The organism is Streptomyces sp. NPDC005820 (assembly GCF_040630255.1).
Taxonomy (GTDB): Bacteria; Actinomycetota; Actinomycetes; order Streptomycetales; family Streptomycetaceae; genus Streptomyces.
Map to the genome: position 1 here is coordinate 39,669 of NZ_JBEXXE010000036.1, position 24,335 is coordinate 64,003.

The following is a 24,335-nucleotide window of genomic DNA, read 5'->3' on the forward strand; positions in this document are numbered from 1 at the left end:
CACCACACCCCCCGCCTCGCGGCACCAGGCCACACCCGCCACCGCGCCCACCGCGTCGCCCGCCTCGCGGCACCAGGCACCGTCCGCCGCCGCGCCCACCACACCCCCCGCCTCGCGGCACCAGGCCACACCCGCCACCGCGCCCACCGCGTCGCCCGCCTCGCGGCACCAGGCACCGTCCGCCGCCGCGCCGCCGGCCTGGTGGTGGCACGCGGTGTTCGGTGCCGGGTCCGCCAGCCCCGCCCTCGCCCAGGCCGCGGCCTCGCGTGGTGCTCCGCGCAGACGGGAGTGGCGGGCGCGGATGGCGGCGTACGCGGGTGGGACGGGGTCTCCCTCGGCGACCAGCCACTCCCCCACCGGGGCCCGCCCGGTTCGGACATCTGCCTGTGCGATGCCCCGGGCCAGGGCGGCCGCCTCCGCGTCCAGGGCGGCCGTCAGCGGTCGGCGGCCGGCGGTCAGGCGCCTCGCGCGCAGCCGGCCGGCGGCGGCGCGCAGGACGGGACCGTGCAGGGGGTCGGCCAGGCGTACGGTCGCGGGCTCGCCGTCCTCCGCCTCGATCAGGCCGTCCGCCTCCAGGCGTTCGAGGACCCGTAGATCGAGGGTGTCCGCCGGCAGGGGCAGGGGTTCGGCGAAGGCGATCCGGTCGAGGGTCTCGCGTTCGTCGGGGCAGGGACGGGCGAGGACGGGGGCGGTGCGTTCGCGGAGGGTCGGGTTCAGCGGGACCCCGCCGCGCCAGGCCTGCTCCTCGGTGCCCGGCACCGGTGCGAGGAGGCCCTCGTCGCGGACGGCGGCCAGGAGGTCGCGCAGCAGACGCAGGTCGCCCCGGCACAGGCGGTGCAGCCGGCCGACGGTGAGGGGGTCGAGGGGACCGCCCGCGTCGGCGGTGAGGAGCTGGGCGACGTCCTCTGCCGGGAGGGGCTCCAGGGCCAGCCGGGGCAGCAGCTCGCCGGTCCACAGCCGGGTGACGGCGTCCGGCGCGCGGACGCCCTCGGTGACGACGACCAGCAGCCGGGTGCGGCCCCGGACGGCGAGCTGGTGCAGCAGCGCGGCCGAGGCGTCGTCGAGCAGCTGGGCGTCGTCGACCAGCAACAGCCTGGTGCCGGAGAGGAGTCGGACGGCCCGATGCAGGGTGACGCGCTCGGGGAGCAGATGGGCGAACGCGGCGAAGGCGGTGCCCCGGGTGCCGGGGGTGCCGGCCACACGGACGCAGTCGGTGGAGCCGACCGCCTCGGCGGCGAGCCGGGTGCGGCCGCAGCCCGCCGGTCCCGTCAGCACGACGCCGGGCCGGCCCGCCGCCAGCGCCCGGCGTACCAGCTCCAGTTCCTCCTCCCGTCCGGTGAACGGCCACGGCGGTCGGAGGGTCCCGGCATGCGTCTCGATCGTCGTCACGTCATCAGGAGTGCGGATACTCAGGTCTGATACAGGGCGACTTGAGTAGCCCCCGACTCAGGCGCCGGCCCGGCCGTCGCGGCACCCTGGTGGTCATGACCGCCCGCTACTGCTCGCTCGCGCTGGCGCCGGTTCCCGCCTTCGCGCCGGGGCTGGCCGCCGAGCGGCTGGGCGCGCTCATGAGCGGGCGCCGGATGTGGGTCAACGGCACGGTCCTGCACTACCACTTCTTCGACGGCGAGAGCGACGCCTCGGTGATCCCGGTGCCGGGGTCGGCGGGCACCCGGCGGGTGTCGTGGGTCGGCGACGCGGATCAGCGGGACGTGGTGCGCGACTGCTTCCGCGAATGGGCCGGGCTCGGGATCGGGGTGTCGTTCGCCGAGGTCGCCGACCGTTCGGAGGCGGAGCTGCGCATCGGCTTCCAGCAGGGCGACGGGTCCTGGTCGGCGGTGGGCCGCGACGCGCTGTTCGCGGGGCTGAACGAGCGGACCATGAACTTCGGCTGGGATCTGACCCCTCCCGGGGAGCGGGCGACGGCCCTGCACGAGATCGGGCACGCGCTCGGCATGCAGCACGAGCACCAGAGCCCGTTCGCCGGGATCCACTGGGACGACGAGGCGGTCTACGCCGATCTGGCGGGGCCGCCGAACCACTGGAGCCGGGACCGCACGTTCTTCAACGTGCTGCGCAAGCTGGATCCGGCCGAGGTCAACGGATCGGTGTGGGATCCGCAGTCCGTGATGGAGTACCCCTTCGCGGCGGGGCTGATCCTGGAGCCGGAGCAGTTCCGGGGCGGGGTCCATCCGCCGGGGGCGCTGTCCCCGCTGGACAAGGAGTTCGTGCTGCGCTGGTACCCGCCGCTCGACGCGCCGCGGCCACCGGCGCTGGTGCCGTTCCGCTCGGTGGCGCTGTCGCTGGGGCCGGGCGAGCAGGCCGACTTCACCGTGGAGCCGCGGGAGACCCGCGAGTACACCGTGGGCACCTTCGGGGAGGGCGACTCGGTCGTCGTGGTCTTCGAGGAACGGGACGGCGAACCCCGCTTCCTCGCCGGGCAGGACGACGGCGGCACCGCGCGCAACGCCACGATCGGGGCCCGGCTCGTCAAGGGCCGCCGCTACTTCGTCCGGGTCCGCCTGTACTCCGGCTGGGGTTCGGGCGAGACGGCGGTCATGTGCTGGTGAGCGGTACGGGACCGCGTACAGACCACTGTCCGGCGCCGGGGGAAGGGCCGGGGCCGACGTCGCCTTCGGGGGAGGGAGACGTCGGCCCCGGCCGCACCGGCTAGGACGCGGCCCGCTGCCCGGGCTTCCCGTCCGGGTGGGTGAGGCCGAGGTGGTCGCGCAGGGTGGTGCCCTCGTACTCGGTGCGGAAGACGCCTCTCTCCTGGAGCAGCGGGACCACCTCGTCGGCGAACTCGTCGAGGCCGGTGGGGGTGATGTGCGGGACGAGGATGAAGCCGTCGGCGGCGTCGGTCTGGACGTACTCGTCGATCGTCCGGGCGACGGTCTCGGGCGTCCCGACGAAGTTCTGCCGGTTGCCGGTCTCGATCACCAGGTCGCGGATGGACCAGTTGTTGGCCTGCGCGAGCTCCCGCCATTCGCGGGCGACGGCCAGCGGGTCCCGGTACATACGGACCTGGGCGCGGCCCCGGGAGATGTGCTCCTCGCCCACCACCGGGTCGACGTCGGGGAGGGGGCCGTCGGGGTCGTACGCGGAGAGGTCCCGGTTCCAGACGAACTCCAGGTGCTTGAGGGCCGTGGCGCCGCTGACCTGGCGTCGGCGCACGTCCTTGGCGATCTCCTCGGCCTCGGCGTCGGTGTCGCCGAGGACGAAGCTGGCGGCGGGCAGGATCAGCAACTGGTCGGAGCGTCGGCCGTACTTGGCGAGGCGGGACTTCACGTCGGTGTAGAAGGCGCGGCCCGCGTCGAGGGCGGCGTACCGGCTGAAGATCGCGTCGGCGCTCGACGCGGCGAACTCGCGGCCCTCGTCGGAGTCGCCGGCCTGGAAGATCACCGGGCGGCCCTGGGGGCCTCGGGGGACGTTGAAGCGCCCGTGGATGTCGAAGTGGTGGCCCTCGTGGACGAAGGCGCCGGCCTTGGCGTCGCGCAGGAAGGTGCCGGTGGCCGGGTCGGCGACGATCTCGTCGCCCTGCCAGGAGTCGAAGAGTTCGGTGGCCGTGGCGAGGAACTCCTGGGCGCGGGAGTAGCGCTCGTCCTGCGGGAGGAACCCGCCGCGCCGGAAGTTCTCGCCGGTGAACGCGTCCCAGGAGGTGACGACGTTCCACGCGGCGCGGCCGCCGGAGAGGTGGTCGAGGCTGGCGAACTGGCGGGCGACCTCGTAGGGCTCGTTGAAGGTGGAGTTGATGGTGCCGGTGAGGCCGAGGCGATCGGTGACGGCGGCGAGCGCGGCGAGGACGGTGAAGGTGTCGGGGCGGCCGACCACGTCCAGGTCGTAGATCGTGCCGCCCTGTTCGCGCAGCCGCAGGCCCTCGGCGAGGAAGAGGAAGTCGAACCTGGCGCGTTCGGCGGTCTGCGCGAAGTGGGCGAAGGAGCTGAACTCGATGTGGCTGCCGGCCTTCGGGTCGCTCCACACGGTGGTGTTGTTGACGCCGGGGAAGTGGGCGGCCAGGTGGATCTGCTTCAGGGGCTTGCTCATGGTGGTCGGCTCTCCGTCCGGCTCAGGCTGCGGCGTAGCGGTTGGCGGGGCGGGTCAGGCCGAGCAGTCCGCGCAGGGTGTCCGCCTCGTAGGCGTGGCGGAAGACGCCCCGGCGCTGGAGTTCGGGGACGAGGCCGCGGGTGATGGCGGGCAGGTCGTGGCCGGCGACGGCGGGGCGCAGCCGGAAGCCGGTCAGCCCCGTCTCGGCCCACTCCTGGAGGAGGTCGGCGAGTTCGGTGGGGCTGCCGGCGAAGATCCGGGCGTCGCTCGTGTACGCCTCGCCGGCGAGGGTGTCGAGGCGGTCGCGGCGGGCGGCGGCCTCGGCGGGGTCGTCGTCGAGGAGGACGACGAGGTCGCCGAAGACGTGCAGGGGCTCGGCGGCGCGGCCCGCGGCCCGCTGCTCGGCGCGGATCTCCGCCAGGACGGCACGGGCCTGGTCGGTGTCGTGCGGGGTGACGAAGCCGATGTCGGCCGCGCGGGCCACCAGCCGGTACGGCACGGTGGCGTGGGCGAGCGCGGCGACCACGGGCTGGCCCTGGGGCGGGCGGGGGGTGATGGAGGGGCCCTTGACGCTGAAGTGGCGGCCCTCGAAGTCGATGTAGTGCAGTCTGTCGCGGTCGATGAAGCGGCCGGTGGCCACGTCCCGGATCTCGGCGTCGTCCTCCCAGCTGTCCCAGAGGCGGCGCACCACCTCCACGTAGTCGGCGGCCTCGTCGAAGAGTTCCGTCACCACCGGGCCGTGGTAGTCGTCGATGCGCGGGATCGTGCGGCGGCCGAAGTGGGCGGCCTCGCTCGGCCGGGCGGTGATCTGGACGCGCAGTCCGGCGCGGCCGGTGCTGACGTAGTCGAGGGTGGCGATCGCCTTGGAGATGTGGAACGGCTCGGTGTGGGTGGTCACCGCCGTCGGCACCAGACCTATGTGCCGGGTGAGCGGGGCGACGCGGGAGGCGACGAGGACCGCGTCGAGGCGGCCGCGCACCTGGTCGGTGCGGTCGTCCGGGTCGAGGAAGTGGGAGGACTGGGGGCCGAGGCCGTCCTCGAGGGTGACGAAGTCGAGCAGGCCGCGCTCGGCCTCGGCGACCAGGTCGGCCCAGTAGCCGGCGGTGAACAGTTCCCGGGGGCGGGCGACCGGCTCGCGCCATGAGGCGGGGTGCCAGCCGGTGCCGTCCAGGGCGACGGCGAGGTGCAAGGGGGATACGGGTGCTGAGGACACGGGGGTGCCTTCCTGGAGGTCCGTACGAGGGCGCACGTCACCCACGACAGGGTGCGGCGGGAGGGGAACGGGTCAGGAGCAACAGAGCGCGCCGGCCACGCGCTGGAGGTCGATGTGGGGCCGGGAGTGCAGGCGCACGGCCTGGCATATGAGCGTCACGGCCGTCACCTCCCCCTGTCGGGCGCCGAGCGGCGCCTTCCACACGTCGTCATGAGTCACAACGCGCCTGCCGCGCCGGATGTTCCCGGGGTGCGCACCGACACGACGGCCGAGCGCCGGCGGAGCCGGAAGCCGAGGGACTCGTAGAGACGGATCGCCGTGCCGTTGCCGGCGGCGGCGTGCAGGAAGGGGATGTCGCCGCGGGCGCGGACGCCGTGGCCGACCGCGCGGACCAGCCGGGTGGCGAGGCCCCTGCCCTGGTACGCGGGGTCGGTGCAGACGGCGCTGATCTCGGTCCAGCCGTCGAGCCGGAGACGTTCGCCGGCCAGGGCGACGAGACGGCCCTGCTCGCGGATGCCGAGGTAGGTGCCGAGGGTGACGGTCCGTCGCAGGAACGGGCCGGGGCGGGTGCGGGCGACGAGGTCGAGGATCTCCGGCACGTCGTCGGGGCCGAGGCGTACGGCCTCGGGGGCGGGCTCGGTGCGGAACTCCTCGGTGGAGACGAGCTGGACGCCCTCGCCGCCGCCGGTGACCTGCCAGCCGTCGGGAACGCCCGCCACGGGCTTGATCCATACGGTGGCGCCGTCCCCGGCGAGGGTGCGCAGGTCGGCCCAGGCGGCCGGGTCGTGGGGATCGGCGAGGGCGGCGAAGGCGTAGACGTCGGCGGGGTAGCGGGCGGCGCGGCCGACGCGTTCGGCGAGGTGGGCGTGGGGGCCGGTGAGGGCGGCCCAGACGGCGTTGTCGAGGGGGTGCGGTGGGGTGACGGTGGGGGCTCCGCCCCCGCGGAGGTCGATCGGGGAAGCCACGGAGACGGAGTCCCTTCCTGTGGTGCCTAATGCAACTTGCACGGCTGACGGCCGTGGTGACAGTTGGTCAGGAGTTGTCCAGCGGCAGGCCGGGCGGGTTGACCTCGGACTTGGCGACGGCCTCGTTGGAGAGGTTGTAGGCGGCCAGCCACTTGGCGTACTGCCCGTTCTCGATGAGGTAGTTGATGGCGTCGGCGAGCGGCTTGGCGAGGCCGCTGTCCTTCTTGGCGGTGGCGGCGATCAGGCCCTGGAGCGTCTCACCGGCGCCGGAGAAGGTGCCCGCGTTGCGGGTCGCGTTGGCGGTGCCCGCGGTCTGCGAGACGTTGTAGGCGATGCCCGGGTTGGGCCCGAAGTAGGCGTCGATCTTGCCGCTGCCGAGCGCCAGGTAGAGGCCGTTACGGTCCGGGTAGTACTTGATCGTGAGCTTCTTGCCCTCGGCCTCCAGCTTCTTCTTCCACTCCAGGAGGATCTTCTCCTGGTTGGTGCCGGAGCCGACGGAGACGGTGAGGCCGGCGAGGTTCTCGTAGTCGCCGTCGAAGTTCCACGTGCTGGACTTCTTCACCTCCCAGCCGAGGTTGTCCTGCCGGTAGGAGGCGAACTCGTACTTCTTCTTGCGCTCCTCGGTGTCGGTGACGTTGGAGAAGGCGACGTCGACCTTGCCGCTGTCGATGCCGACGAAGAGGTTCTCCCAGGTGAAGTTCTTCGTCTCGGGCGTCAGGCCGAGGACCGCGGCGACCAGGCGGCCGAGGTCGGGCTCGGCGCCGGTGAGGGTCTTCTGGTCGTCGCCGACATAGGCGAGCGGGGCGAAGCCGGAGGGCAGGGCGCCGATGCCGATGGCGAGCTTGCCGCTCTTCTTGACGGCGGCGGGCAGTTCGGCGCTGATCGACTTGACCTCGGAGACCTTCAGGGTGGTCTCCTTCGCGGCGCCGTTGGAGACCCGGCCGATGGTCACGCTGCCGGAGGCGGCGGCGTTGCCGGTCGTGGTGGCGGCGTCGCTCTCACCACCGCAGGCGGCGAGCCCGGTGGCGAGGGTGGCGACCGCGGTCGCCGCGGTGATGCCGCGAATCAGGCTGCGTCGGGTGAAGTGGCTGGGCATGGCCGTCCTTTGTGACTGGGTGACAAGAGAGATGGAGTGGGTCGGGGGCGAGGTCAGAGGACCTTGCTGAGGAAGTCCCGGGTCCGTTCGTGCCGCGGCTTGTCCAGGACCTCGTGGGGCGGGCCCTGTTCGACGATCCGGCCGCCGTCGAGGAAGACGACCCGGTCGGCGATTTCGCGGGCGAAGCCGACCTCGTGGGTGACGATGACGAGGGTGGTGCCGCTGGTCGCGAGGTCCTTGATGACGGCGAGGACCTCGCCGACCAGTTCGGGGTCGAGGGCGGAGGTCGGCTCGTCGAAGAGGATGACGCCGGGGCGCAGGGCGAGGGCGCGGGCGATGGCGACGCGCTGCTGCTGGCCGCCGGAGAGCTGTCGGGGGTAGGCGCCGGCCTTGTCGGCGAGGCCGACCCGGCCGAGGAGTTCACGGGCGAGTTCCCGCGCCTCGGGCCTGGTGAGCCGGCCCGTCGCCACGGGGGCGGCGGCGACGTTGTCCAGCACGGTCAGATGCGGGAAGAGATTGAAGTTCTGGAAGACGAAACCGATGCGACTGCGCTGGGTGAGGATGGTGCGCTCGCTGACCTCGCGGAGCCGGCCGCCGTGCCGGCGGACGCCGATCGGCTCGCCGTTGACGCTGACGTGGCCGGTCTCCGGCTTCTCCAGATGGTTGATCACCCGGAGCAGCGTGGACTTGCCGGAGCCGGACGGGCCGAGGATCACGGTCACCTCGCCGGGCCGGACGGTCAGACTGACGCCGTCGAGGACGCGATGGGCGCCGTACCACTTGTGCACGTCGTGCACCTCGACGGCGGCGGGCACCACCGCGGCGGCCGTCGGGGCGGTCTCGAGGGTCTCGGCGGTCATACGGCGGCCTCCCGGCGGATGCGGGCCCGCAGGTCGGTGAGACCGGACCGCAGTTGCTGCAACGGCGTCGGCGGCAGGGAGCGGGTGGCACCCCGGGCGTAGTACCGCTCGACGTAGAACTGGACGACGGAGACGAGGCTGGTCAGGATCAGGTACCAGACGGTGACGACCAGCAGCAGCGGCACGATGTCGCCGGGGTAGGTGGCGCCCATGGTCTGCGCGGTGCCGAACAGGTCGAGCAGCGACACGTAGAACACCAGCGAGGTGGCTTTGACCAGGCCGATCAGCTGGTTGACGTAGTTGGGGACGATCGAGCGCAGGGCCTGCGGGAAGACGATCCTGCGGAACTGGTAGCCCTTGGGCAGGCCGAGGGCGGCGGCCGCCTCGTGCTGGCCCTGGTCTACGGAGAGGATTCCGCCGCGGACCACTTCGGCGGCGTAGGCGGCCTCGTTGAGGCTGAGGCCGACGACCGCGATCACCATGTCGGTGGCCAGGCGCGACTCGTCGAAGGTGAAGAACGCGGGGCCGAAGGGGACGCCCAGGCTGAGCGTCTGGTACAGGGCGCTGAAGTTGTACAGGAACAGCAGGACGACGATCAGCGGGATGGAGCGCAGCGCCCAGACGTAGGTCCAGCTGACGGCCCGCAGCACCGGGCTCCCCGACAGCCGGGCGAGGGCGAGCAGGATTCCGCCCAGCAGGCCCAACACCGCGCTGTAGGCGGTGACTTCGAGGGTGATGAGCAGTCCGTCGAGGATCACGGGGCGCAGGAACCAGTAGCCGAAGCGGTCCCACTGGTAGAACGGGTTGGACACCAGGCCGTGCGCGAACTGGGCCGCCAGGACCAGTACCACGGCGGTGGCGATCCAGCGTCCCGGGCGGCGCAGCGGCTGAACGCGCTGTGCGGCGAGCTTTTCCGACGGGGTGTCGGCGGCGGGTGCCTCGGCGAGGTTCACGGCGCCTGGGGGTTCACTCATGGCGGGCTCCGGCGGGAGTCGGGCACCCCGGACCGGCGCAGACGTGATGAGCCGCCGGGGGTGAGCGCGCGGCGCACGGATGCGTACCAGGGAACCGGGGTGGGGCGGTGGGCGGCACACCGCTCGGGCGGTGTCCGTCAGGAACGCGGAGACGGGGCGAGGGGAAGGAAGTCAGCCCCGACAGCGGGCACGGCCCGGTGCGGTACACAGTGCGCTGTTCACGCGGAGCAGATCGACGGCACGGTTGGCGGCGAACAGGTTCGACAGGTTCGCGTACGGCGGTACGCAGCCCTGGGGACGGCGTGCGGCCGTCCTGGGAGCTGCGTACATCTTGTCACCGTCACTGTTCCGGCCCTGTGGGCCTCGCGCTTTCTGGGCCGTAAGTTAAAGCAACCGCCCGAACGGATGTCAATGTCCGTCCAGTGGGTGGAACTAGTTCGCCCGGCGGATGTGCGCCGCCCAGTCCAGGATCTGTACTGCGGCCCCGGCGGCCTCCAGGCCCTGGCAACGGGCGTGGTGGCGGCGGGCGATGCCGTCCAGGTCGAGGTGCGCGCCGAAGGCCGGGTGGGCGGCCAGTCGGCGGGCGTAGGCCCACAGGGCGGGGTGTCCGGCGACGCGGCGCACCGCGTCGGCGTCGAGGTGGTGCCGGTGGACGGTGTCCAGCCGGACCAGCGCCACCCACAACTCGACGTCGGCTGCCGTGATCTGATCGCTGATCAGATATGGCTGTGCGTCGAGCCCTTGCTCCAGCACGCGGAGCGTGGCGAGCAGCGCGTCGAGCGCGGCGGCCCGCTCGGCGGCGTCGACGCCCGCGTCCCCGGCACACTGGGCCGCCCGCTCGATGCCCTGGGCGCACATCCGCTCCACGGCCTCGATCTCCGACTCCGCGCCGCACGGGTACAGCACGGCCCGGCCGCCGGCGAACCGCCGGGCGAGGTCACGGACGATGTCGGGGCCGTGGGTGGAGACGATCCGGCCCGACCAGTCGTCGCTGAGCACCGGCGCGAGGGCCGGGCCGGTGTAGCGGTGGGCGCTGGCGTCGTAGAGCGGGCGCAGTTGCGCGTGGCCGCCGTCGGGACAGTCGGGGACGGCGGGCAGGAAGGTCACCGGACAGGCCCGGTCGAGGCCGAGGAGCGTGTGGGTGACGGCGATGCGCAGTCCGTCCGGGTCGGCGGTGGACAGATGGAGCCGGTAGCGGCGCGGCACGGCGTAGTGGCCGCTGCGCGCGTCCCGGCCGATGCGGCCCCGGAAGGCGGGGGCGGGGCGGGCGGACGGGTGGGCGGCCAGCGGTGTGACGGACATGACTCTCCCCGGGGGCGGGCGCACGGGCGGACGTGCGCGCGGCGGATGCGACGGCGAAAAGGGAGACGGCCCTCGTCCCCGCACGCCGGACGGGGCGGTGTCGGGCGGACACCGCCGCGGGGTCCGGTGCGGGAGGGCCCGGCTCAGCCCCGACGGCTGATGGCGCTGCAGACGCGCTGCAGGTCGATGTGACGGCGGGAGGTGAGCAGGGGCGACGACCAGCTCGTGCGGCTTGTGCGGCCGGTGGCCGGGTGCAGGCGCCCCATGTTTCCCTACCTGTTCACTAGGATTCCCAGTCGAGTGTCGATCCACCCCCGGCGGACGTCAAGAGGGCGTCCACCAGGTGAGTACGGGGGGTGAGACAACTAGGGCCTGTCGTTTGGATCAGGCCGCAGACGCGGGGGCTGGCACGCGCATCTGCCGCGTTGTCGTCGGTTGCCGACGCTCCGCGTCGACGCCCTCCTCCGCCTTGCAGCTGCACGCACCAGCCCCCGCTCACCGGCACCGAACAGACCCGTCGATGTCCTGCGACCTGATCCAAACGACAGGCCCTAGCCCTTGGACGGACGGGCGGCGACGAGGGCGATCGCGGGACGGGGCCGTGGACCCGGAACCGTCCGTCGGGCAAGGGCGTCACGGCGGGTGCCCGCACGGTGAACGGCTGGAGCGGCCGCAGGCGCGGATCCCCTTCCGCCGTCTCCGGCAGGGGGACGATCGGCGGGAACGGCCTTCCCGGCGCGAGGGCTTCGTGTCGGTCGCGCTGCCACCGCCGGAGCAGCAGAAGCCGCTGCCATCGTACGGCCGCCGCCTCGTCGGGGTCCCGGCGGAGCCCGGCGAGCGGATCGGGGAGGTCGGGACCCGGAGGCACCGCGGGGGTGCCACTGTGCAGGGTGCCGCCGTCGTACGTGCTGTTTCGGCCCGTGTCCTCACCCCAGTCGTGCCACCGCCTCCGCCGCCCGGCCCGCCCCGTCCTCCGCGCGCACCCGGGTCCCCAGCTCCCTGGCCCGCTCGGCGTATCGGGGCTCGCGCGTGGCCCGGGTGAGGGCCGTTGCCAGGGTTTCGGCGGTCAGGCGGCGCAGGGGGACCGTGGTGGGGGCCACCCCCGCCGTGACGAGGCGGTCGGCCCAGAAGCCCTCGTCGAACTGGATCGGGACCGGTACGGCCGGGACGCCCGCGCGGACCCCGGCCGCCGTGGTGCCCGCGCCGCAGTGGTGGACCACCGCGGCCGTCCCGGGGAAGAGCAGGGAGTGCGGCACCTCGTCGACGGTCAGGATGTCGTCGCCGTCGGCCGCGAGACCGGCCCAGCCGCGCTGGATCACCCCGCGCAGCCCCGCCAGCCGCAGCGCCCGTACGATCTCGGCGCTCAGCCGGTGCGGATCGGGCACCGTCGCGCTGCCCAGGCCGACGAAGACCGGCGGCGGCCCCGCGTCCAGGAACTCCCGCAGGGCGGAGGGGAGTTGCCGCTCGCTGTCGTACGGCCACCAGTAGCCGGTGATGTCGAGCCCCGGCCGCCAGTCGCGGGGCCGGGGCACCAGGAGCGGGCTGAACCCGTGCAGCACCGAGGTGAACCGACGGTCGCGTGAGCGCGGGCCCTTGGCCGGCAGGCCCAGCCGGGCGCGGACGGAGGGCAGGACCGGGGCGAAGACCTGGTCGATGGCCCGTTCGACGCCGCGCCCGGCGAGACGGTTGCCGAGGGCGCCGAAGGACCCGCCGCCGAGCATGGGCGGCGCGAACTCCCGGGTGGGCGCGATCGGCTGGAGGTGGAGGCCGAGGCTCGGCAAGGACAGCCCTTCGGCGATGGTGTGCGCCAGGGGTGCGAGCGGGGCCGCCGCCAGCAGGGCGTCGGCGGAGTGCGCGGCGGTCAGCAGGTCGTCGGTCATCTCCCCGACCACGGCCCGCGCCAGCCGGACCGCCCGCAGCAGCTTGCCCGGCCCGCTCGTGCTGTGGTGCAGCCCTCGGCCGCGCGCCGATTCCAGTTCCGCCCGGGGATCGACCGGGAGCGGATGGAAGCCCACCCCCGAGCCGGCCACCAGCGGCGCGAACCGCTCATGGGTGACCAGGGTGACCTGGTGGCCCGCGCGCACCAGGGCGTGCCCCAGACCGGTGAAGGGGGCGACATCGCCCCGGGAGCCCGCCGTCATGATCGCCACTCGCACGTCGGACAGTATGGCGGCGTCCGGAGTGAGGAGGGGGCAACGACCCATCGGAAGCGGCCACTTCATTCTTGAGACCGGTCACATCACTTCTGTCCCAGCCGTTGACTTGCCCCTCCGGCGGCTCTACTTTCGGCGCGCAACCGTTCGGTTTGCCGATCCTCGTTCGAGATATCGCATCGCATTCCCCGGAGTCGCCGCATGTTTCCCCCACCGCGATCAAGCTTCCTCACGCGCTGCAGAACCGCAGCCGTGCGCCTCCTCGCCCTCGCGCTGACCGCGACAGCCGCTTTCCTGTTCGCCGGACCCGCCCCCGCTCAGGCGGCGACGTCCCGTCAGATCGCGGTGCCCACCGCGCCGATGGGCTGGGCGTCCTGGAACAGCTTCGCGGCCAAGATCGACTACAACGTCATCAAGGGGCAGGTCGACGCGTTCGTCGCCGCGGGCCTCCCGGCGGCCGGATACCAGTACATCAACATCGACGAGGGCTGGTGGCAGGGCACCCGCGACAGCGACGGCAACATCACCGTCGACACGTCGGAGTGGCCCGGCGGGATGAGCGCCATCGCCGACTACATCCACAGCAAGGGCCTCAAGGCCGGCATCTACACGGACGCCGGCAAGGACGGCTGCGGCTACTACTTCCCGACCGGCCGCCCCGCCGCCCCGGGCAGCGGCAGCGAGGGCCACTACGAGCAGGACATGCTCCAGTTCTCGAAGTGGGGCTTCGACTTCGTGAAGGTCGACTGGTGCGGCGGTGACGCCGAGGGCCTCGACGCGGCGACGACGTACACGGCGATCAGCGACGCGGTCGCCAAGGCCACGGCCACCACCGGCCGCCCGCTGACCCTCTCGATCTGCAACTGGGGCTACCAGAACACCTGGAACTGGGCCCCGGGTCTCGCCCCGATGTACCGGACCAGCACCGACATCATCTTCTACGGCAACTCGCCGTCGATGACGAACCTGCTGTCCAACTTCGACCAGGGCCTGCACCCGCTCGCCCAGCACACCGGCTACTACAACGACCCGGACATGCTGATGGTCGGCATGAGCGGCCTCACCGCCGCGCAGAACCGCACCCACATGAACCTCTGGGCCATCTCCGGCGCCCCGCTGCTGGCCGGCAACGACCTCACCACCATGACCACCGAGACCGCGAACATCCTCAAGAACCCCGAGGTCGTCGCCGTCGACCAGGACGCGCGCGGACTCCAGGGCGCCAAGGTCGCCGAGGACACCACCGGGCTCCAGGTGTACGGCAAGGTCCTCTCCGGCACCGGCAAGCGGGCCGTCGTCCTGCTCAACCGGACCTCCTCCGCCGCGAACATCACCGTCCGCTGGTCCGACCTGGGCCTGACCGGCGCCTCGGCGACCGTCCGTGACCTGTGGTCCAGGTCGGACGTCGGCTCGTACAGCACGAGCTACACCCAGAGCGTCCCGGCGGGCGGCTCGGTGCTGCTCACCGTCACCGGCGGCACCGAGGCCTCGGGCAGCACCTACACCGGGACGTCGAGCTTCTCCGGCGTGGCCGCGGGCGCCACCGGCACGAAGATCGTGGACGTCGCCTACACCAACACCGCCTCGACGGCGAAGACCGCGACCCTCAAGGTCAACGGCCAGGGCGCCACCACGGTCTCCTTCCCGCCGACCGGGGCCGCCCAGGGCACCATCAGCGTCCTGGTGGGCCTGTCCAAGGGCTCGTCCAACACCCTGACCTTCTCGGGCGCCCCGACCCTCGCCGACATCACCGTCAAACCCCTGGCGGGCATGAACGGCACCCAGGTCGTCGGCAAGCAGTCCAGCCGCTGCCTGGACGTCTACAACAACACCATCACCAACGGCACCCAGGCGGAGATCTGGGACTGCAACGGCGGCCAGAACCAGTCCTGGACGTACACCTCCCGCAAGGAACTCGTGGTGTACGGCGACAAGTGCCTGGACGCCTACAACCAGGGCACCACCAACGGCACCAAGGTCGTCATCTGGGACTGCAACGGCCAGAACAACCAGAAGTGGAACGTCAACAGCGACGGCACCATCACCAACGTCAACGCGGGCCTGTGCCTCGACGTCAACGGCGCTGCCACGGCCAACCGGTCCGTGCTGGTGCTGTGGTCGTGCAGCGGTGCCACCAACCAGAGCTGGACGCTGAACTGACAGCCCGTCCATCGCCCGTACGGGTGGATCGGGCACCGCCACCCGTACGGAATCGTATGTAAATCACACCGTCCCGCCGATCATGACGATCGGCGGGACACGCCCGCCCCCTCACCGACCCGGTTCGGAGCGGCGCATGCAGAGCAGGTTCGGTTTCCTTGCCCCGCTGGTGACGGCCTGTCTGCTGACCGGCGTCCTCGCCACACCCACCCCGGCCGCCGCCGACGTCACCACGGTCTCCCAGGACACCTACCGGACCGGCTGGGACGACAACGAACCCGGCCTCGCCCCCGACCAGGTCGCGAGCTCCGACTTCGGGCAGCAGTTCTCCGCCACCGTCGACGGACAGGTCTACGCCCAGCCGCTCGTCGTGGGGAAGACGGTCGTCGTCGCCACCGAGAACAACAAGGTGTACGGCCTGAACTCCGCCACCGGCGCGCAGACCTGGACCCGCAGCCTCGGCGCCGCCTGGCCCGCCTCCGCCATCGGCTGCGGCGACCTCGTACCGACCGTCGGGGTGACCGGGACGCCCGTGTACGACGCCGCGACCGGCACCGTCTACCTCACCTCCAAGGTCGACGACGGCGCCGACGTCCAGCACCCCAGCTGGTACCTCCACGCCCTGAACGTCACCACCGGCGCCGAACGCAGCGGCTGGCCGGTCAAGGTGGCCGGCGCCCCCGTCAACGACCCGGGCCGCCCCTTCAACGCCTACACCGCGATGCAGCGCCCCGGTCTGCTGCTGATGGGCGGCGCGGTCTACGCGGGCTTCGCCTCCCACTGCGACCACACGCCGTACGTCGGTCACGTCCTGCGCGTCGACACCGCCACCCGCAAGCAGACCCTGTGGGCCACCGAGAACTCCTCCGCCAACGGCATGGCGGGCATCTGGATGAGCGGCGGCGGGCTGGTCTCCGACGGCCCCGGCCGCATCCTGTTCTCCACCGGCAACGGCATCTCCCCGGCCCCCGGCCCGGGATCCCGCCCGCCCGGCCAGCTCGCCGAGGCCGTCGTCCGGATCGGCGTCAACAGCGACGGAACCATGTCCGCACAGGACTTCTTCAGCCCCGCCAACGCCCCCACCCTCGACCAGAACGACACCGACCTCGGCTCCGGCGGCCCGGTCGCCCTCCCGGACGACGTCTTCGGCACCGCCCAGCACCCCCACCTCCTGGTGCAGATCGGCAAGGACGGCCGGCTTTTCCTCCTCGACCGCGACAACCTCGGCGGACGCAGCCAGGGCCCGGGCGGCACCGACAAGGTGGTGGGCGATTTCGGGCCCTACGAGGGCGTCTGGGGCCACCCAGGCGTCTACGGCGGCGAGGGCGGCTACGTCTACACGACCGGCAGCCGGGGCCCGCTGCGGGCCTTCCAGTACGGAGTGACCGGTTCCGGCCAGCCCGCGCTGACCAACACCGGCCGCTCCACGGAGACCTTCGGCTACACCTCCGGCTCCCCGGTGATCACCTCCACCGGCACCACCCCCGGCTCGGCGGTCGTCTGGGCGGTGTACTCGGACGGCGCCGGCGGCGCGAACGGCCAACTGCGCGCCTACAGCGCCACCCCGGTGAACGGCACCCTGAAGAAGCTCTGGTCGGCCCCCATCGGTATCGCCTCCAAGTTCTCCGTGCCCGCCACCGACGGCGGCCGTGTCTACGTCGGCACCCGCGACGGGCACGTCCTCGCCTTCGGCCGGCCCTCCAACGCGGCCCTCATCGGCGACACCGTCGACTTCGGCGACGTACCGGTCGGCGGCACCGGACGCGCCACCGCCACGGTCACCGCCACCCGCGACGTCAGGATCGACGCGGTCACCACCCCGCCCGGCAGCGCCTTCTCCGCCGCGGCCACCGCACTGCCCCGCACCCTGCGCACCGGCGACACCTACTCCGTCCCGGTGGCCTACGCGCCGACCGCACCCGGACCCGACAACGCCGTCCTGACCCTCGCCACCGACCTCGGCACCACCGGCCTCGGCCTGACCGGCTACGCCACCCGGGACGGCCTGCTCGCCTCCCCGCCCTCCCTGGCCTTCGACACCGTGCCCACCACCACCGACAAGACCCTCGGCGTCACCTTCACCAACACCGGCACCCAGCCCGAGACGATCACCGCCACCGACGCCCCGGACGCCCCCTTCACGGCCGAGGGGCTGCCCGCCGACGGCACGGTCGTCCAGCCGAAGCAGTCCGTCACCGTCCAGGTCACCTACGCGCCCACCGACGCCGGCGACGACTCCTCCACCCTCTCCGTCACCGGACAGCACGGCGCCGTCACCGTGGAGCTGACCGGCTCCGCGGTCACCGGCGAGGCCCATCTGACGATCACCCCCACCTCCACCGACTTCGGGCAGGTGGGGGTCGGGCGGTCCGTCACGAAGACCTTCGACATCGCCAACACCGGCAACATCGCGCTGACCATCACCAAGGCCAAGGCCCCCGCCGCCCCCTTCCACGTCAGCAACCCGCTCAGCGAGGGCCAGGTCATCGGCCCCGAGGACGTCGTCCACCAGTCCGTCACCTTCTCCCCGACCTCCGTCGGCGCGGTCAGCGGCACCTACGAGATCACCGCCGACGACGGCAGCGGCGCCCACCTCGAGGCCCTCACCGGCACCGGCACCACGGGCACCGGCGTCACCCTGCCCTCGCCGGGCGCCGGCGGCTGGCAGCTCAACGGCTCCGCCGCCCTCTCCGGCGACGACCTCCAGCTCACCCAGGCCACCCGCGGACAGGCCGGCTCGGCGGTCTTCCCGGTACCGGTCCTCACCGACGGCCTGAACGCCACCTTCACCACCGTCATCGGCGGCGGCACCGGCGCCGACGGCCTCACCTTCGCCCTCGTCGACCCGGCCGGGGCCACCCCGACCGCCCTCGGCGGCACCGGCGGCGGCCTCGGCTGGACCGGGCTGCCCGGCATCGCCGTCGCCGTCGACACCTACCGCAACGGCAGCGACCCCTCCGCCAACTTCGTCGGCGTCGCCCTCACCGGCAGCGGTTCGACAATCACGTACGCCGCCACCACGACCGCCGTGCCCGACCTGCGCACCGGCCCGCACGCCGTGGCCGTGTCGGTCTCCGGCCGGACGATCACCGTGTCGATGGACGGCGCGCAACTCCTGCGGACCACCGTGCCGGCCCTGCCGCCGGCCGCGTTCGTCGCCTTCACCGGCGGCACCGGCTCCCGCACCGACATCCACACCGTCCGGGACGTCGCCGTCACCGCCGCCTCCTACGCCGTACCGCCGCCCGGTCCCAACGGCTGGCGCCACAACGGCTCGACGATCCTCTACAACCGCACCGACCTGGTATTGACCCCCGCCCTCGCCGACCGCCGGGGCAGCAGCCTGCAGAGCACCGCCGTCCCGTCCGCCCGGCTGCGCGCCCGCTTCACCGCCACCATCGGCGGCGGCACCGGCGCCGACGGCCTCGCCCTGCTGCTCCTCGACGCCTCGAAGACCACCGCGACGGCGCTCGGCGGGGGCGGCATGGGGCTGGGCTACGCAGGACTGCCCGGCCTCGCGGTCGCCCTGGACACCTACAAGAACGGCACCGAGCCGTCCGCCAACTTCGTCGGGATCGCCGACGGCGACACCGCCGGCCGGCCGCACTACATCGCCACCTCCACCAACGTCCCCGCCCTGCGCACCGGTTCGCACACCGTCGACGCGAACGTGACCGACGCCGGGCATCTCGTCGTCAGCGTCGACGGCACCCAGGTCGTCGACAAGGCGGTGACCCTGCCGCCCAACGTGCTCGTCGGCTTCTCCGGGGCCACCGGCACCCGGACGGACACCCACACCGTGACCGGCGTCAGGATCGGTTACTGAGGCACCCCGAGGAACTCCCATGCGCACACCGACGACACCCCTGCTGGCCGCCACGGCCGCCCTGGCCTGTCTCGCCCTCGCCCCCGCCCCCACGGTCCTGGTCGGCTCCACCGAGACCCAGGGCCACGTCCTCACCGACACCGACGGACACACCCTCTACGTCCACGACGGCACCCTGTGCACCGGCCCCTGCACCGCCACCCGCCACCCCCTGCGCACCACCGCCGACACCACCCCGGCCCTGCCGCCGGGCATCGCCGGCACCCTCGCCACCCTCCCGCGCCCCGACGACGGCACCCTCCAGCTCACCTACGACGGCGCCCCCCTCTACACCTACACCGGCGACACCCAGCCCTCCGAGACGAACGGCATCACCCCGGACTGGCACACCGTCCCGGCCCGTTACCTGCCGACCGGCTGAACCGCCGACCGGGCCTCACCGCATCCGGCGGCGCAGTACCCGGCGGCGCCGTGCCCGCAGCGGGGGCCGGTGCGCGGGAGGAAGCGGGCGCGGCCGCCGCGCCGCCGCCAGGACCGTGCGCAGCAGGGCGACGGAGACCTTCCGGCCCGCCGCCGACGCGGGTGCCGGCAGCGTGGAACGGTGGCCGCGCGAGCGCCCCAGCCGGGCCGAGAAGGTCCAGGTCAGCCGAGAAGTGACCTGGACCCCGGCGAACTTCCTCCCTACTCGTCCCATGCCTGGATCATCGTCTGCTCGACGATCTTGCCGTCCCGCAAAGTGATCATCGACTCGGCGAGGACCCGCACGCCGTCCGAGTACTCGCAGGACTCGGTGAAGGCGGCACGGTCGCCCTGGACGATGCACTCGTCCAGCTTGTGCGCCTTGATGTCGCGGCTGTACACGTCCTGCAGCAGCTCGCCGATCTCCGCCCGGCCGTGCAGCACGCGCGGGCTGCTGGGCTGGGTGTTGCGGTCGACGATGCGCAGTTGCGCGTCGTCCGCGTAGAGGGACAGCAGATCCGAGGCGGTCGATCCCTCGACCCCCCTGCGCAGAGTGTCGGTGGAGAAGCCGGAACTTGCCGCGGTGCCCATGGTGACCTCCTAGGAGGGCCGCGGACCGAGGGGAGCCGGGCCGCCGGTCCCTCACCTTCGAGCGTCCTCCGCCACGCGGACCTCGGCAAGCGCAGCAGCCACGGCTCCGCCTCTTGAGTGAGCCCGGTCCGCCACCCGTGTCCGCGACGGCGCCCGCCGCGTTGCGCAAGGCATGATCTCCACTCGACGCATCGCCGCCGTCGCCGCTCTCGCCGCCGGGCTCACGGGCCTCGCCGCGCCCCTGGCGAACGCGGCCGAAGCCCCGTCCGACGGCCGGATCCACCCGCTGACCCTGCTCGACTCGCTCACCACGAGCGAGATCCCCGCGGAGCACCGGGCCCAGCTGCCGCCGGTCTCCCGCCAGCTGGCCGAGCTGAACAACGTGCACCAGCTCGGCAAGCTGAACGAACTGCACCAGGTCACCGACCTCGCCGCCCCCGTCACCGGGCTGCTCCCCGGGATCCAGACCTGACCCGCCGGTTCCCCGTGGGGGCCGCCGCCCGGACCTCCCGCCGGGCGGCGGCCCCTTCGGCGTCGGCCCCCGTCTCTCACTCGGCCGTCGCCAGGAACTGGGTCGCCGCCAGCTCGGCGTAGAGCGGATCGCCCGTCACCAGTTCCCGGTGCGTCCCCACCGCCCGCACCCGGCCCGCGTCCATGACGACGATCCGGTCGGCCATCGTCACCGTCGACAACCGGTGCGCGACGACCAGCACCGTCGTCGTACGGGCGACATCGGCGACCGTGTCCCGCAGCGCCGCCTCGTTCACCGCGTCCAGCTGCGAGGTCGCCTCGTCGAGCAGCAGCAGCCGGGGCCGGCGCAGCAGGGCCCGGGCGATGGCCACACGCTGCCGCTCCCCGCCGGACAGCTTCGTCCCCCGGTGCCCGACCAGCGTCTCGAGGCCCTGCGGCAGCCGGTCGGCCAGCCCGTCGAGCCGGGTCGTCTTCAGCACCCGCCGCACGGTGTCCTCGTCCGCCTCCGGGTTGCCCAGCAGCAGATTGGCGCGCAGCGAGCCCGACAGCACCGGCGCGTCCTGCTCGACGTACCCGATGGACGACCGCAGCAGCGGCAGTTCCCAGTCCCCGAGGGCGCGCCCGTCGAGGCGGATCGTGCCGGACTCGGGGTCGTAGAACCGCTCGATCAGCGAGAACACCGTGGTCTTCCCCGCACCCGACGGCCCGACGAACGCCGTCATGCCCCGCGCCGGGACGTCGAACGTCACCCCGTGGTGGACGTACGGCAGATCGTCGGCGTACCGGAAGCGGACGTCGGTGAAGGAGAGCGAGGCGGGTTCGGCGGCGGGGGAGGGCAGCGGGGCGGGCCGGGCGGCCGGTTCGGCGGGCAGCGCCAGCGCCTCCTGGATCCGGCTGAGGGCCGCCGCACCCGTCTGGTACTGGGTGACGGCCCCCACGACCTGCTGGATCGGCGACATCAGATAGAAGACGTACAGCAGGAAAGCCACCAGGGTGCCGACGCCGATCGCGCCCGTCGCCACCCGCGCCCCGCCCACCGCCAGCACGGTGATGAACGCGCCCTGCATCGCCAGCCCGGCCGTGTTCCCGGCCGCCGCCGACCACTTGGCCGCACGCACGCTCTGCCGCCAGGACTCCTCGGCCGCCGCGTGCAGCGCCTCCTCCTCCCGGTGCTCGGCGCCCGATGCCTTCACCGTGCGCAGCGCCCCCAGCACCCGCTCCAGCGAGGCCCCCATCACCCCGACCGCGTCCTGCGCCTGCCGGCTGGCCCGGTTGATCCGCGGCACGATCACCCCGAGCACCGCACCCGCGCACACGATCACCGCCAGGGTCACTCCCAGCAGCACCGGATCGACCAGCCCCATCATCACGACCGTCGCGGCCAGGGTGAGCCCTCCGGTGCCGAGGCCCACCAGCGAGTCGGTCGTGACCTCGCGCAACAGGGTCGTGTCGGAGGTGATCCGGGCCATCAGATCGCCGGGCTCGCTGCGGTCCACGGCCGGGATCCGCAGCCGCAGCAGATACGAGGACAGTGCCCGCCGCGCGCCCAGCACCACCGACTCGGCGGTGCGCCGCAGCACATACGAACCCAGCGCCCCCAGCGCCGCGTTGGCCACGACCAGCCCGGTCAGGGCGAGCAACGCGCCGGTGATCGCGCGGTCGTGGGACAGGTCCTCGATCAACCCCCGCGCCACGAGCGGCAGCAGCAGCCCGGTGGCCCCGGTGACCAGCGACAGCACCGCCCCCGCCAGCAGGGTCCAGCGGTGCGGTCGTACATAGTCGAGCAGCAGCCGCCACGGGGGCCGTATACCGGCTGTCTCTGCGTTGCTCACGGGGCTCCTCGGCGCTCGGGCGGAGCCCTCAGGCTACGACGGCGGTCGCCGAGCGTGGCCGGAAGGAGGGGCTCCGGGGTGGTCGGCCGTGCCCTTACCGATCAGTCACGCGTAGGGTCGGACCTGGGACGGATGACCGCCGAAGAAAGGGGCAGCACCATGCCGCAGGAAGTACGCGGAGTGATCGCGCCGGGCAAGAACGAGCCGGTGCGGGTGGAGACGATCGTGATCCCCGACCCCGGCCCCGGGGAGGCCGTCGTACAGATCCAGGCGTGTGGCGTGTGCCACACCGACCTGCACTACAAGCAGGGCGGGATCAACGACGAGTTCCCCTTCCTGCTCGGCCATGAGGCGGCGGGCGTGGTGGAGTCCGTCGGCGAGGGCGTCACGGACGTCGCGCCGGGCGACTTCGTCATCCTGAACTGGCGCGCGGTGTGCGGGCAGTGCCGGGCCTGTCTGCGCGGGCGCCCGTGGTACTGCTTCGACACGCACAACGCGAAGCAGAAGATGACCCTGACCGACGGCACCGAGCTGTCCCCGGCCCTCGGGATCGGCGCCTTCGCCGAGAAGACACTGGTGGCGGCCGGCCAGTGCACCAAGGTCGACCCCTCGGTGTCGCCCGCCGTGGCCGGGCTGCTGGGCTGCGGTGTGATGGCCGGCATCGGGGCCGCGATCAACACCGGCAACGTGGGCCGCGGCGACACGGTCGCCGTGATCGGCTGCGGTGGCGTGGGCGACGCGGCGATCGCCGGGGCGAACCTGGCCGGCGCCGCGAAGATCATCGCCGTCGACATCGACGACCGCAAGCTCGAGACCGCGAAGAAGATGGGCGCCACCCACACGGTCAACTCCAAGGAGACCGACGCCGTCGAGGCGATCCGTGAGCTGACCGGCGGCTTCGGCGCGGACGTGGTCATCGAGGCGGTCGGCCGCCCGGAGACGTACCAGCAGGCCTTCTACGGCCGCGACCTGGCCGGCACGGTCGTCCTGGTCGGCGTCCCGACCCCGGAGATGAAGCTCGAACTGCCGCTCCTGGACGTCTTCGGACGCGGCGGCTCGCTGAAGTCCTCCTGGTACGGCGACTGCCTGCCCTCCCGTGACTTCCCGATGCTGATCGACCTGCACCAGCAGGGCCGCCTGGATCTCGCCGCGTTCGTCACCGAGACCATCCAACTGGACGAGGTGGAGAAGGCGTTCGAGCGGATGCACCACGGAGACGTCCTGCGTTCGGTGGTGGTGCTGTGATGGCCGCCCGTATCGAACGACTCGTCACCTCCGGCCAGTTCAGCCTCGACGGCGGCACCTGGGACGTGGACAACAACGTCTGGATCGTCGGCGACGACCACGAGGCGATCGTCATCGACGCCGCCCATGACGCCGCCGCCATCGCCGAGGCCGTCGGCGACCGCCGGCTCACCGCCATCGTGTGCACCCACGCCCACAACGACCACATCGGCGCGGCCCCCGCCCTCGCGGAGCTGACCGGCGCGACCATCTGGCTGCACCCGGACGACCTGCCGCTGTGGAAGCTCACCCACCCGGGCCGTGAGCCCGACGCCCATCTGGCCGACGGCCAGGTCATCGAGGCCGCCGGCGCCGACCTCACCGTCCTGCACACCCCCGGGCACGCGCCCGGCGCGGTCTGCCTGTACGACCCGGGCCTCGGCGTCCTGTTCACCGGCGACACCCTGTTCCAGGGCGGCCCCGGCGCCACCGGACGCTCCTACTCCCACTTCCCGACGATCATCACCTCGATCCGGGAGAAGCTGCTCTCCCTCCCGCCCGGGACCAAGGTGCTCACCGGCCACGGCGACGCCACGACCATCGGCGCGGAGGCACCCCACCTGGAGGAGTGGATCGCCCGCGGGCACTGACCCCGCCGGCGGGAAAACGGCGGGCGCACGGTCGTGGGCCACCCCTACGATCACCCGCATGACCACCACCGCGACCACGCTCACGACCCTGCACACCACCCGCGTCCTGCGCTGTGCCCCCGAGGGGCCGGCGCTGGACGGGGAGCGCGCCGCGCTCGATCTCATCGGTGACGCGATGGGACGGGACGCGGAGCTGGTCGCGGTCCCCGCCGAGCGGTGCGGGGAGGAGTTCTTCCGCCTGCGGTCGGGGGTCGCGGGCGCGGTGGCGCAGAAGTTCGTCACCTACCGGCTGCGGCTGGCCGTCGTCGGTGACATCTCCCGGCACCTCGCGGACTCCTCCGCCCTGCGTGACTTCGTGTACGAGGCGAACCGGGGCCGCCAGCTGTGGTTCGTGGCCGACGAGGACGAACTCGCGGACCGGCTGCGCCCCACCGGGTGACATCCGGCGAGCCCGCGGAAAAAGGCGACACAGGATGTCCGGCTTCCGCGCGACCCTCGGACCGGAAACCGAGGCA

The 24,335-nt window shown here is 72.9% G+C and carries 22 protein-coding genes; 8 read left to right on the top strand and 14 right to left on the bottom strand.

What is annotated here, in order from left to right; genetic code table 11:
- Positions 1–1,389 (bottom strand): ATP-binding protein (locus ABZ464_RS35930; RefSeq protein ID WP_359284348.1); only part of this gene is annotated, 1,389 nt, incomplete at its 3' end.
- Positions 1,390–1,484: 95 nt separating this feature from the next.
- Here ABZ464_RS35930 and ABZ464_RS35935 point away from each other — a divergent pair.
- A complete protein-coding gene (locus ABZ464_RS35935) occupies positions 1,485–2,570 on the top strand; it encodes a M12 family metallopeptidase (RefSeq protein WP_359284350.1) in 1,086 nt (361 codons plus the stop codon).
- 100 nt (positions 2,571–2,670) lie between these two features.
- Here ABZ464_RS35935 and ABZ464_RS35940 read toward each other — a convergent pair whose 3' ends face one another.
- From ABZ464_RS35940 to ABZ464_RS35985, 10 genes are all read right to left on the bottom strand, one after another.
- Positions 2,671–4,044, bottom strand: a complete 1,374-nt coding sequence (locus ABZ464_RS35940) for an NtaA/DmoA family FMN-dependent monooxygenase (protein ID WP_359284353.1) — start codon at positions 4,042–4,044, stop codon at positions 2,671–2,673.
- A gap of 22 nt (positions 4,045–4,066) precedes the next feature.
- Positions 4,067–5,257 (bottom strand): LLM class flavin-dependent oxidoreductase, encoded by a 1,191-nt coding sequence (locus ABZ464_RS35945; RefSeq protein ID WP_359284356.1) that lies wholly within the window; start codon positions 5,255–5,257, stop codon positions 4,067–4,069.
- A gap of 72 nt (positions 5,258–5,329) precedes the next feature.
- On the bottom strand, positions 5,330–5,476 hold the full coding sequence (locus ABZ464_RS35950) for a putative leader peptide (RefSeq protein WP_359284359.1): 147 nt from the start codon (positions 5,474–5,476) through the stop codon (positions 5,330–5,332).
- A complete protein-coding gene (locus ABZ464_RS35955) occupies positions 5,473–6,222 on the bottom strand; it encodes a GNAT family N-acetyltransferase (protein ID WP_359284362.1) in 750 nt (249 codons plus the stop codon). Before ABZ464_RS35955 ends, ABZ464_RS35950 begins: the two co-directional genes overlap by 4 nt.
- Positions 6,223–6,289: 67 nt before the next feature.
- Positions 6,290–7,318 carry an ABC transporter substrate-binding protein gene (locus ABZ464_RS35960; RefSeq protein ID WP_359284365.1) on the bottom strand — a complete coding sequence of 343 codons (1,029 nt, stop codon included), beginning with the start codon at positions 7,316–7,318 and terminating at the stop codon, positions 6,290–6,292.
- A gap of 53 nt (positions 7,319–7,371) precedes the next feature.
- Positions 7,372–8,178 carry an amino acid ABC transporter ATP-binding protein gene (locus ABZ464_RS35965; RefSeq protein WP_359284368.1) on the bottom strand — a complete coding sequence of 269 codons (807 nt, stop codon included), beginning with the start codon at positions 8,176–8,178 and terminating at the stop codon, positions 7,372–7,374.
- Complete coding sequence (locus ABZ464_RS35970) at positions 8,175–9,152, bottom strand: amino acid ABC transporter permease (RefSeq protein WP_359284371.1); 978 nt, start codon at positions 9,150–9,152, stop codon at positions 8,175–8,177. Before ABZ464_RS35970 ends, ABZ464_RS35965 begins: the two co-directional genes overlap by 4 nt.
- A 432-nt stretch (positions 9,153–9,584) precedes the next feature.
- Positions 9,585–10,454, bottom strand: a complete 870-nt coding sequence (locus tag ABZ464_RS35975; RefSeq protein ID WP_359284373.1) for a glutathione S-transferase C-terminal domain-containing protein — start codon at positions 10,452–10,454, stop codon at positions 9,585–9,587.
- A gap of 143 nt (positions 10,455–10,597) precedes the next feature.
- Entirely contained in the window at positions 10,598–10,720 is a 123-nt protein-coding gene (locus ABZ464_RS35980) for a putative leader peptide (protein ID WP_359284377.1), read from the bottom strand.
- A 660-nt stretch (positions 10,721–11,380) separates the two neighbouring features.
- Positions 11,381–12,595, bottom strand: coding sequence for a glycosyltransferase (locus ABZ464_RS35985; protein ID WP_359284525.1), 1,215 nt, complete (start codon positions 12,593–12,595; stop codon positions 11,381–11,383).
- Between the two features lie 213 nt (positions 12,596–12,808).
- Here ABZ464_RS35985 and ABZ464_RS35990 point away from each other — a divergent pair, with 213 nt between their 5' ends.
- From ABZ464_RS35990 to ABZ464_RS36000, 3 genes are all read left to right on the top strand, one after another.
- On the top strand, positions 12,809–14,767 hold the full coding sequence (locus tag ABZ464_RS35990; RefSeq protein WP_359284379.1) for a ricin-type beta-trefoil lectin domain protein: 1,959 nt from the start codon (positions 12,809–12,811) through the stop codon (positions 14,765–14,767).
- Positions 14,768–14,903: 136 nt separating this feature from the next.
- Positions 14,904–18,593: a choice-of-anchor D domain-containing protein gene (locus tag ABZ464_RS35995; RefSeq protein WP_359284382.1), complete on the top strand. Its 3,690-nt coding sequence runs from the start codon at positions 14,904–14,906 to the stop codon at positions 18,591–18,593.
- Positions 18,594–18,612: 19 nt separating this feature from the next.
- Positions 18,613–19,014: a hypothetical protein gene (locus ABZ464_RS36000; protein WP_359284384.1), complete on the top strand. Its 402-nt coding sequence runs from the start codon at positions 18,613–18,615 to the stop codon at positions 19,012–19,014.
- 15 nt (positions 19,015–19,029) lie between these two features.
- Here the strand turns inward: ABZ464_RS36000 and ABZ464_RS36005 are convergent, their stop codons facing one another.
- Together ABZ464_RS36005 and ABZ464_RS36010 are read right to left on the bottom strand one after the other, a co-directional pair.
- The gene (locus ABZ464_RS36005) at positions 19,030–19,287 is read right to left on the bottom strand and encodes a hypothetical protein (RefSeq protein ID WP_359284387.1); all 258 of its coding nucleotides are present in this window, start codon (positions 19,285–19,287) and stop codon (positions 19,030–19,032) included.
- Positions 19,275–19,643: a nuclear transport factor 2 family protein gene (locus tag ABZ464_RS36010; RefSeq protein ID WP_359284390.1), complete on the bottom strand. Its 369-nt coding sequence runs from the start codon at positions 19,641–19,643 to the stop codon at positions 19,275–19,277. The genes ABZ464_RS36005 and ABZ464_RS36010 overlap by 13 nt, the downstream gene beginning before the upstream one ends.
- 172 nt (positions 19,644–19,815) lie before the next feature.
- On the opposite strand from ABZ464_RS36010, the gene ABZ464_RS36015 reads away from it, so the two are divergent.
- Entirely contained in the window at positions 19,816–20,115 is a 300-nt protein-coding gene (locus ABZ464_RS36015) for a hypothetical protein (protein ID WP_359284391.1), read from the top strand.
- Positions 20,116–20,191: 76 nt separating this feature from the next.
- Here ABZ464_RS36015 and ABZ464_RS36020 read toward each other — a convergent pair whose 3' ends face one another.
- Positions 20,192–21,946, bottom strand: a complete 1,755-nt coding sequence (locus ABZ464_RS36020; protein ID WP_359284394.1) for an ABC transporter ATP-binding protein — start codon at positions 21,944–21,946, stop codon at positions 20,192–20,194.
- Positions 21,947–22,105: 159 nt separating this feature from the next.
- Here ABZ464_RS36020 and ABZ464_RS36025 point away from each other — a divergent pair, with 159 nt between their 5' ends.
- Genes ABZ464_RS36025 through ABZ464_RS36035 form a run of 3 tightly spaced genes read left to right on the top strand, consistent with a single transcriptional unit; the run spans position 22,106 to position 24,259 of the window.
- Positions 22,106–23,191 (top strand): S-(hydroxymethyl)mycothiol dehydrogenase, encoded by a 1,086-nt coding sequence (locus tag ABZ464_RS36025; protein WP_359284397.1) that lies wholly within the window; start codon positions 22,106–22,108, stop codon positions 23,189–23,191.
- Positions 23,191–23,820: an MBL fold metallo-hydrolase gene (locus ABZ464_RS36030; RefSeq protein ID WP_359284400.1), complete on the top strand. Its 630-nt coding sequence runs from the start codon at positions 23,191–23,193 to the stop codon at positions 23,818–23,820. The genes ABZ464_RS36025 and ABZ464_RS36030 overlap by 1 nt, the downstream gene beginning before the upstream one ends.
- Positions 23,821–23,878: 58 nt before the next feature.
- Positions 23,879–24,259 (top strand): DUF4180 domain-containing protein, encoded by a 381-nt coding sequence (locus ABZ464_RS36035; RefSeq protein ID WP_359284402.1) that lies wholly within the window; start codon positions 23,879–23,881, stop codon positions 24,257–24,259.
- Positions 24,260–24,335 lie beyond the last annotated feature (76 nt).

Coding starts and splice junctions, on each gene's coding strand:
- ABZ464_RS36025 (WP_359284397.1), top strand. CDS start 22,106: ATGCCGCAGGAAGTACGCGGAGTGATCGCGCCGGGCAAGAACGAGCCG.
- ABZ464_RS35990 (WP_359284379.1), top strand. CDS start 12,809: ATGTTTCCCCCACCGCGATCAAGCTTCCTCACGCGCTGCAGAACCGCA.
- ABZ464_RS36030 (WP_359284400.1), top strand. CDS start 23,191: ATGGCCGCCCGTATCGAACGACTCGTCACCTCCGGCCAGTTCAGCCTC.
- ABZ464_RS35970 (WP_359284371.1), bottom strand. CDS start 9,152: ATGAGTGAACCCCCAGGCGCCGTGAACCTCGCCGAGGCACCCGCCGCC.
- ABZ464_RS36010 (WP_359284390.1), bottom strand. CDS start 19,643: ATGGGCACCGCGGCAAGTTCCGGCTTCTCCACCGACACTCTGCGCAGG.
- ABZ464_RS36000 (WP_359284384.1), top strand. CDS start 18,613: ATGCGCACACCGACGACACCCCTGCTGGCCGCCACGGCCGCCCTGGCC.
- ABZ464_RS35960 (WP_359284365.1), bottom strand. CDS start 7,318: ATGCCCAGCCACTTCACCCGACGCAGCCTGATTCGCGGCATCACCGCG.
- ABZ464_RS35985 (WP_359284525.1), bottom strand. CDS start 12,595: ATGACGGCGGGCTCCCGGGGCGATGTCGCCCCCTTCACCGGTCTGGGG.
- ABZ464_RS35975 (WP_359284373.1), bottom strand. CDS start 10,454: ATGTCCGTCACACCGCTGGCCGCCCACCCGTCCGCCCGCCCCGCCCCC.
- ABZ464_RS36005 (WP_359284387.1), bottom strand. CDS start 19,287: ATGGGACGAGTAGGGAGGAAGTTCGCCGGGGTCCAGGTCACTTCTCGG.
- ABZ464_RS35935 (WP_359284350.1), top strand. CDS start 1,485: ATGACCGCCCGCTACTGCTCGCTCGCGCTGGCGCCGGTTCCCGCCTTC.
- ABZ464_RS36015 (WP_359284391.1), top strand. CDS start 19,816: ATGATCTCCACTCGACGCATCGCCGCCGTCGCCGCTCTCGCCGCCGGG.
- ABZ464_RS35940 (WP_359284353.1), bottom strand. CDS start 4,044: ATGAGCAAGCCCCTGAAGCAGATCCACCTGGCCGCCCACTTCCCCGGC.
- ABZ464_RS35965 (WP_359284368.1), bottom strand. CDS start 8,178: ATGACCGCCGAGACCCTCGAGACCGCCCCGACGGCCGCCGCGGTGGTG.
- ABZ464_RS35980 (WP_359284377.1), bottom strand. CDS start 10,720: ATGGGGCGCCTGCACCCGGCCACCGGCCGCACAAGCCGCACGAGCTGG.
- ABZ464_RS36035 (WP_359284402.1), top strand. CDS start 23,879: ATGACCACCACCGCGACCACGCTCACGACCCTGCACACCACCCGCGTC.
- ABZ464_RS35995 (WP_359284382.1), top strand. CDS start 14,904: ATGCAGAGCAGGTTCGGTTTCCTTGCCCCGCTGGTGACGGCCTGTCTG.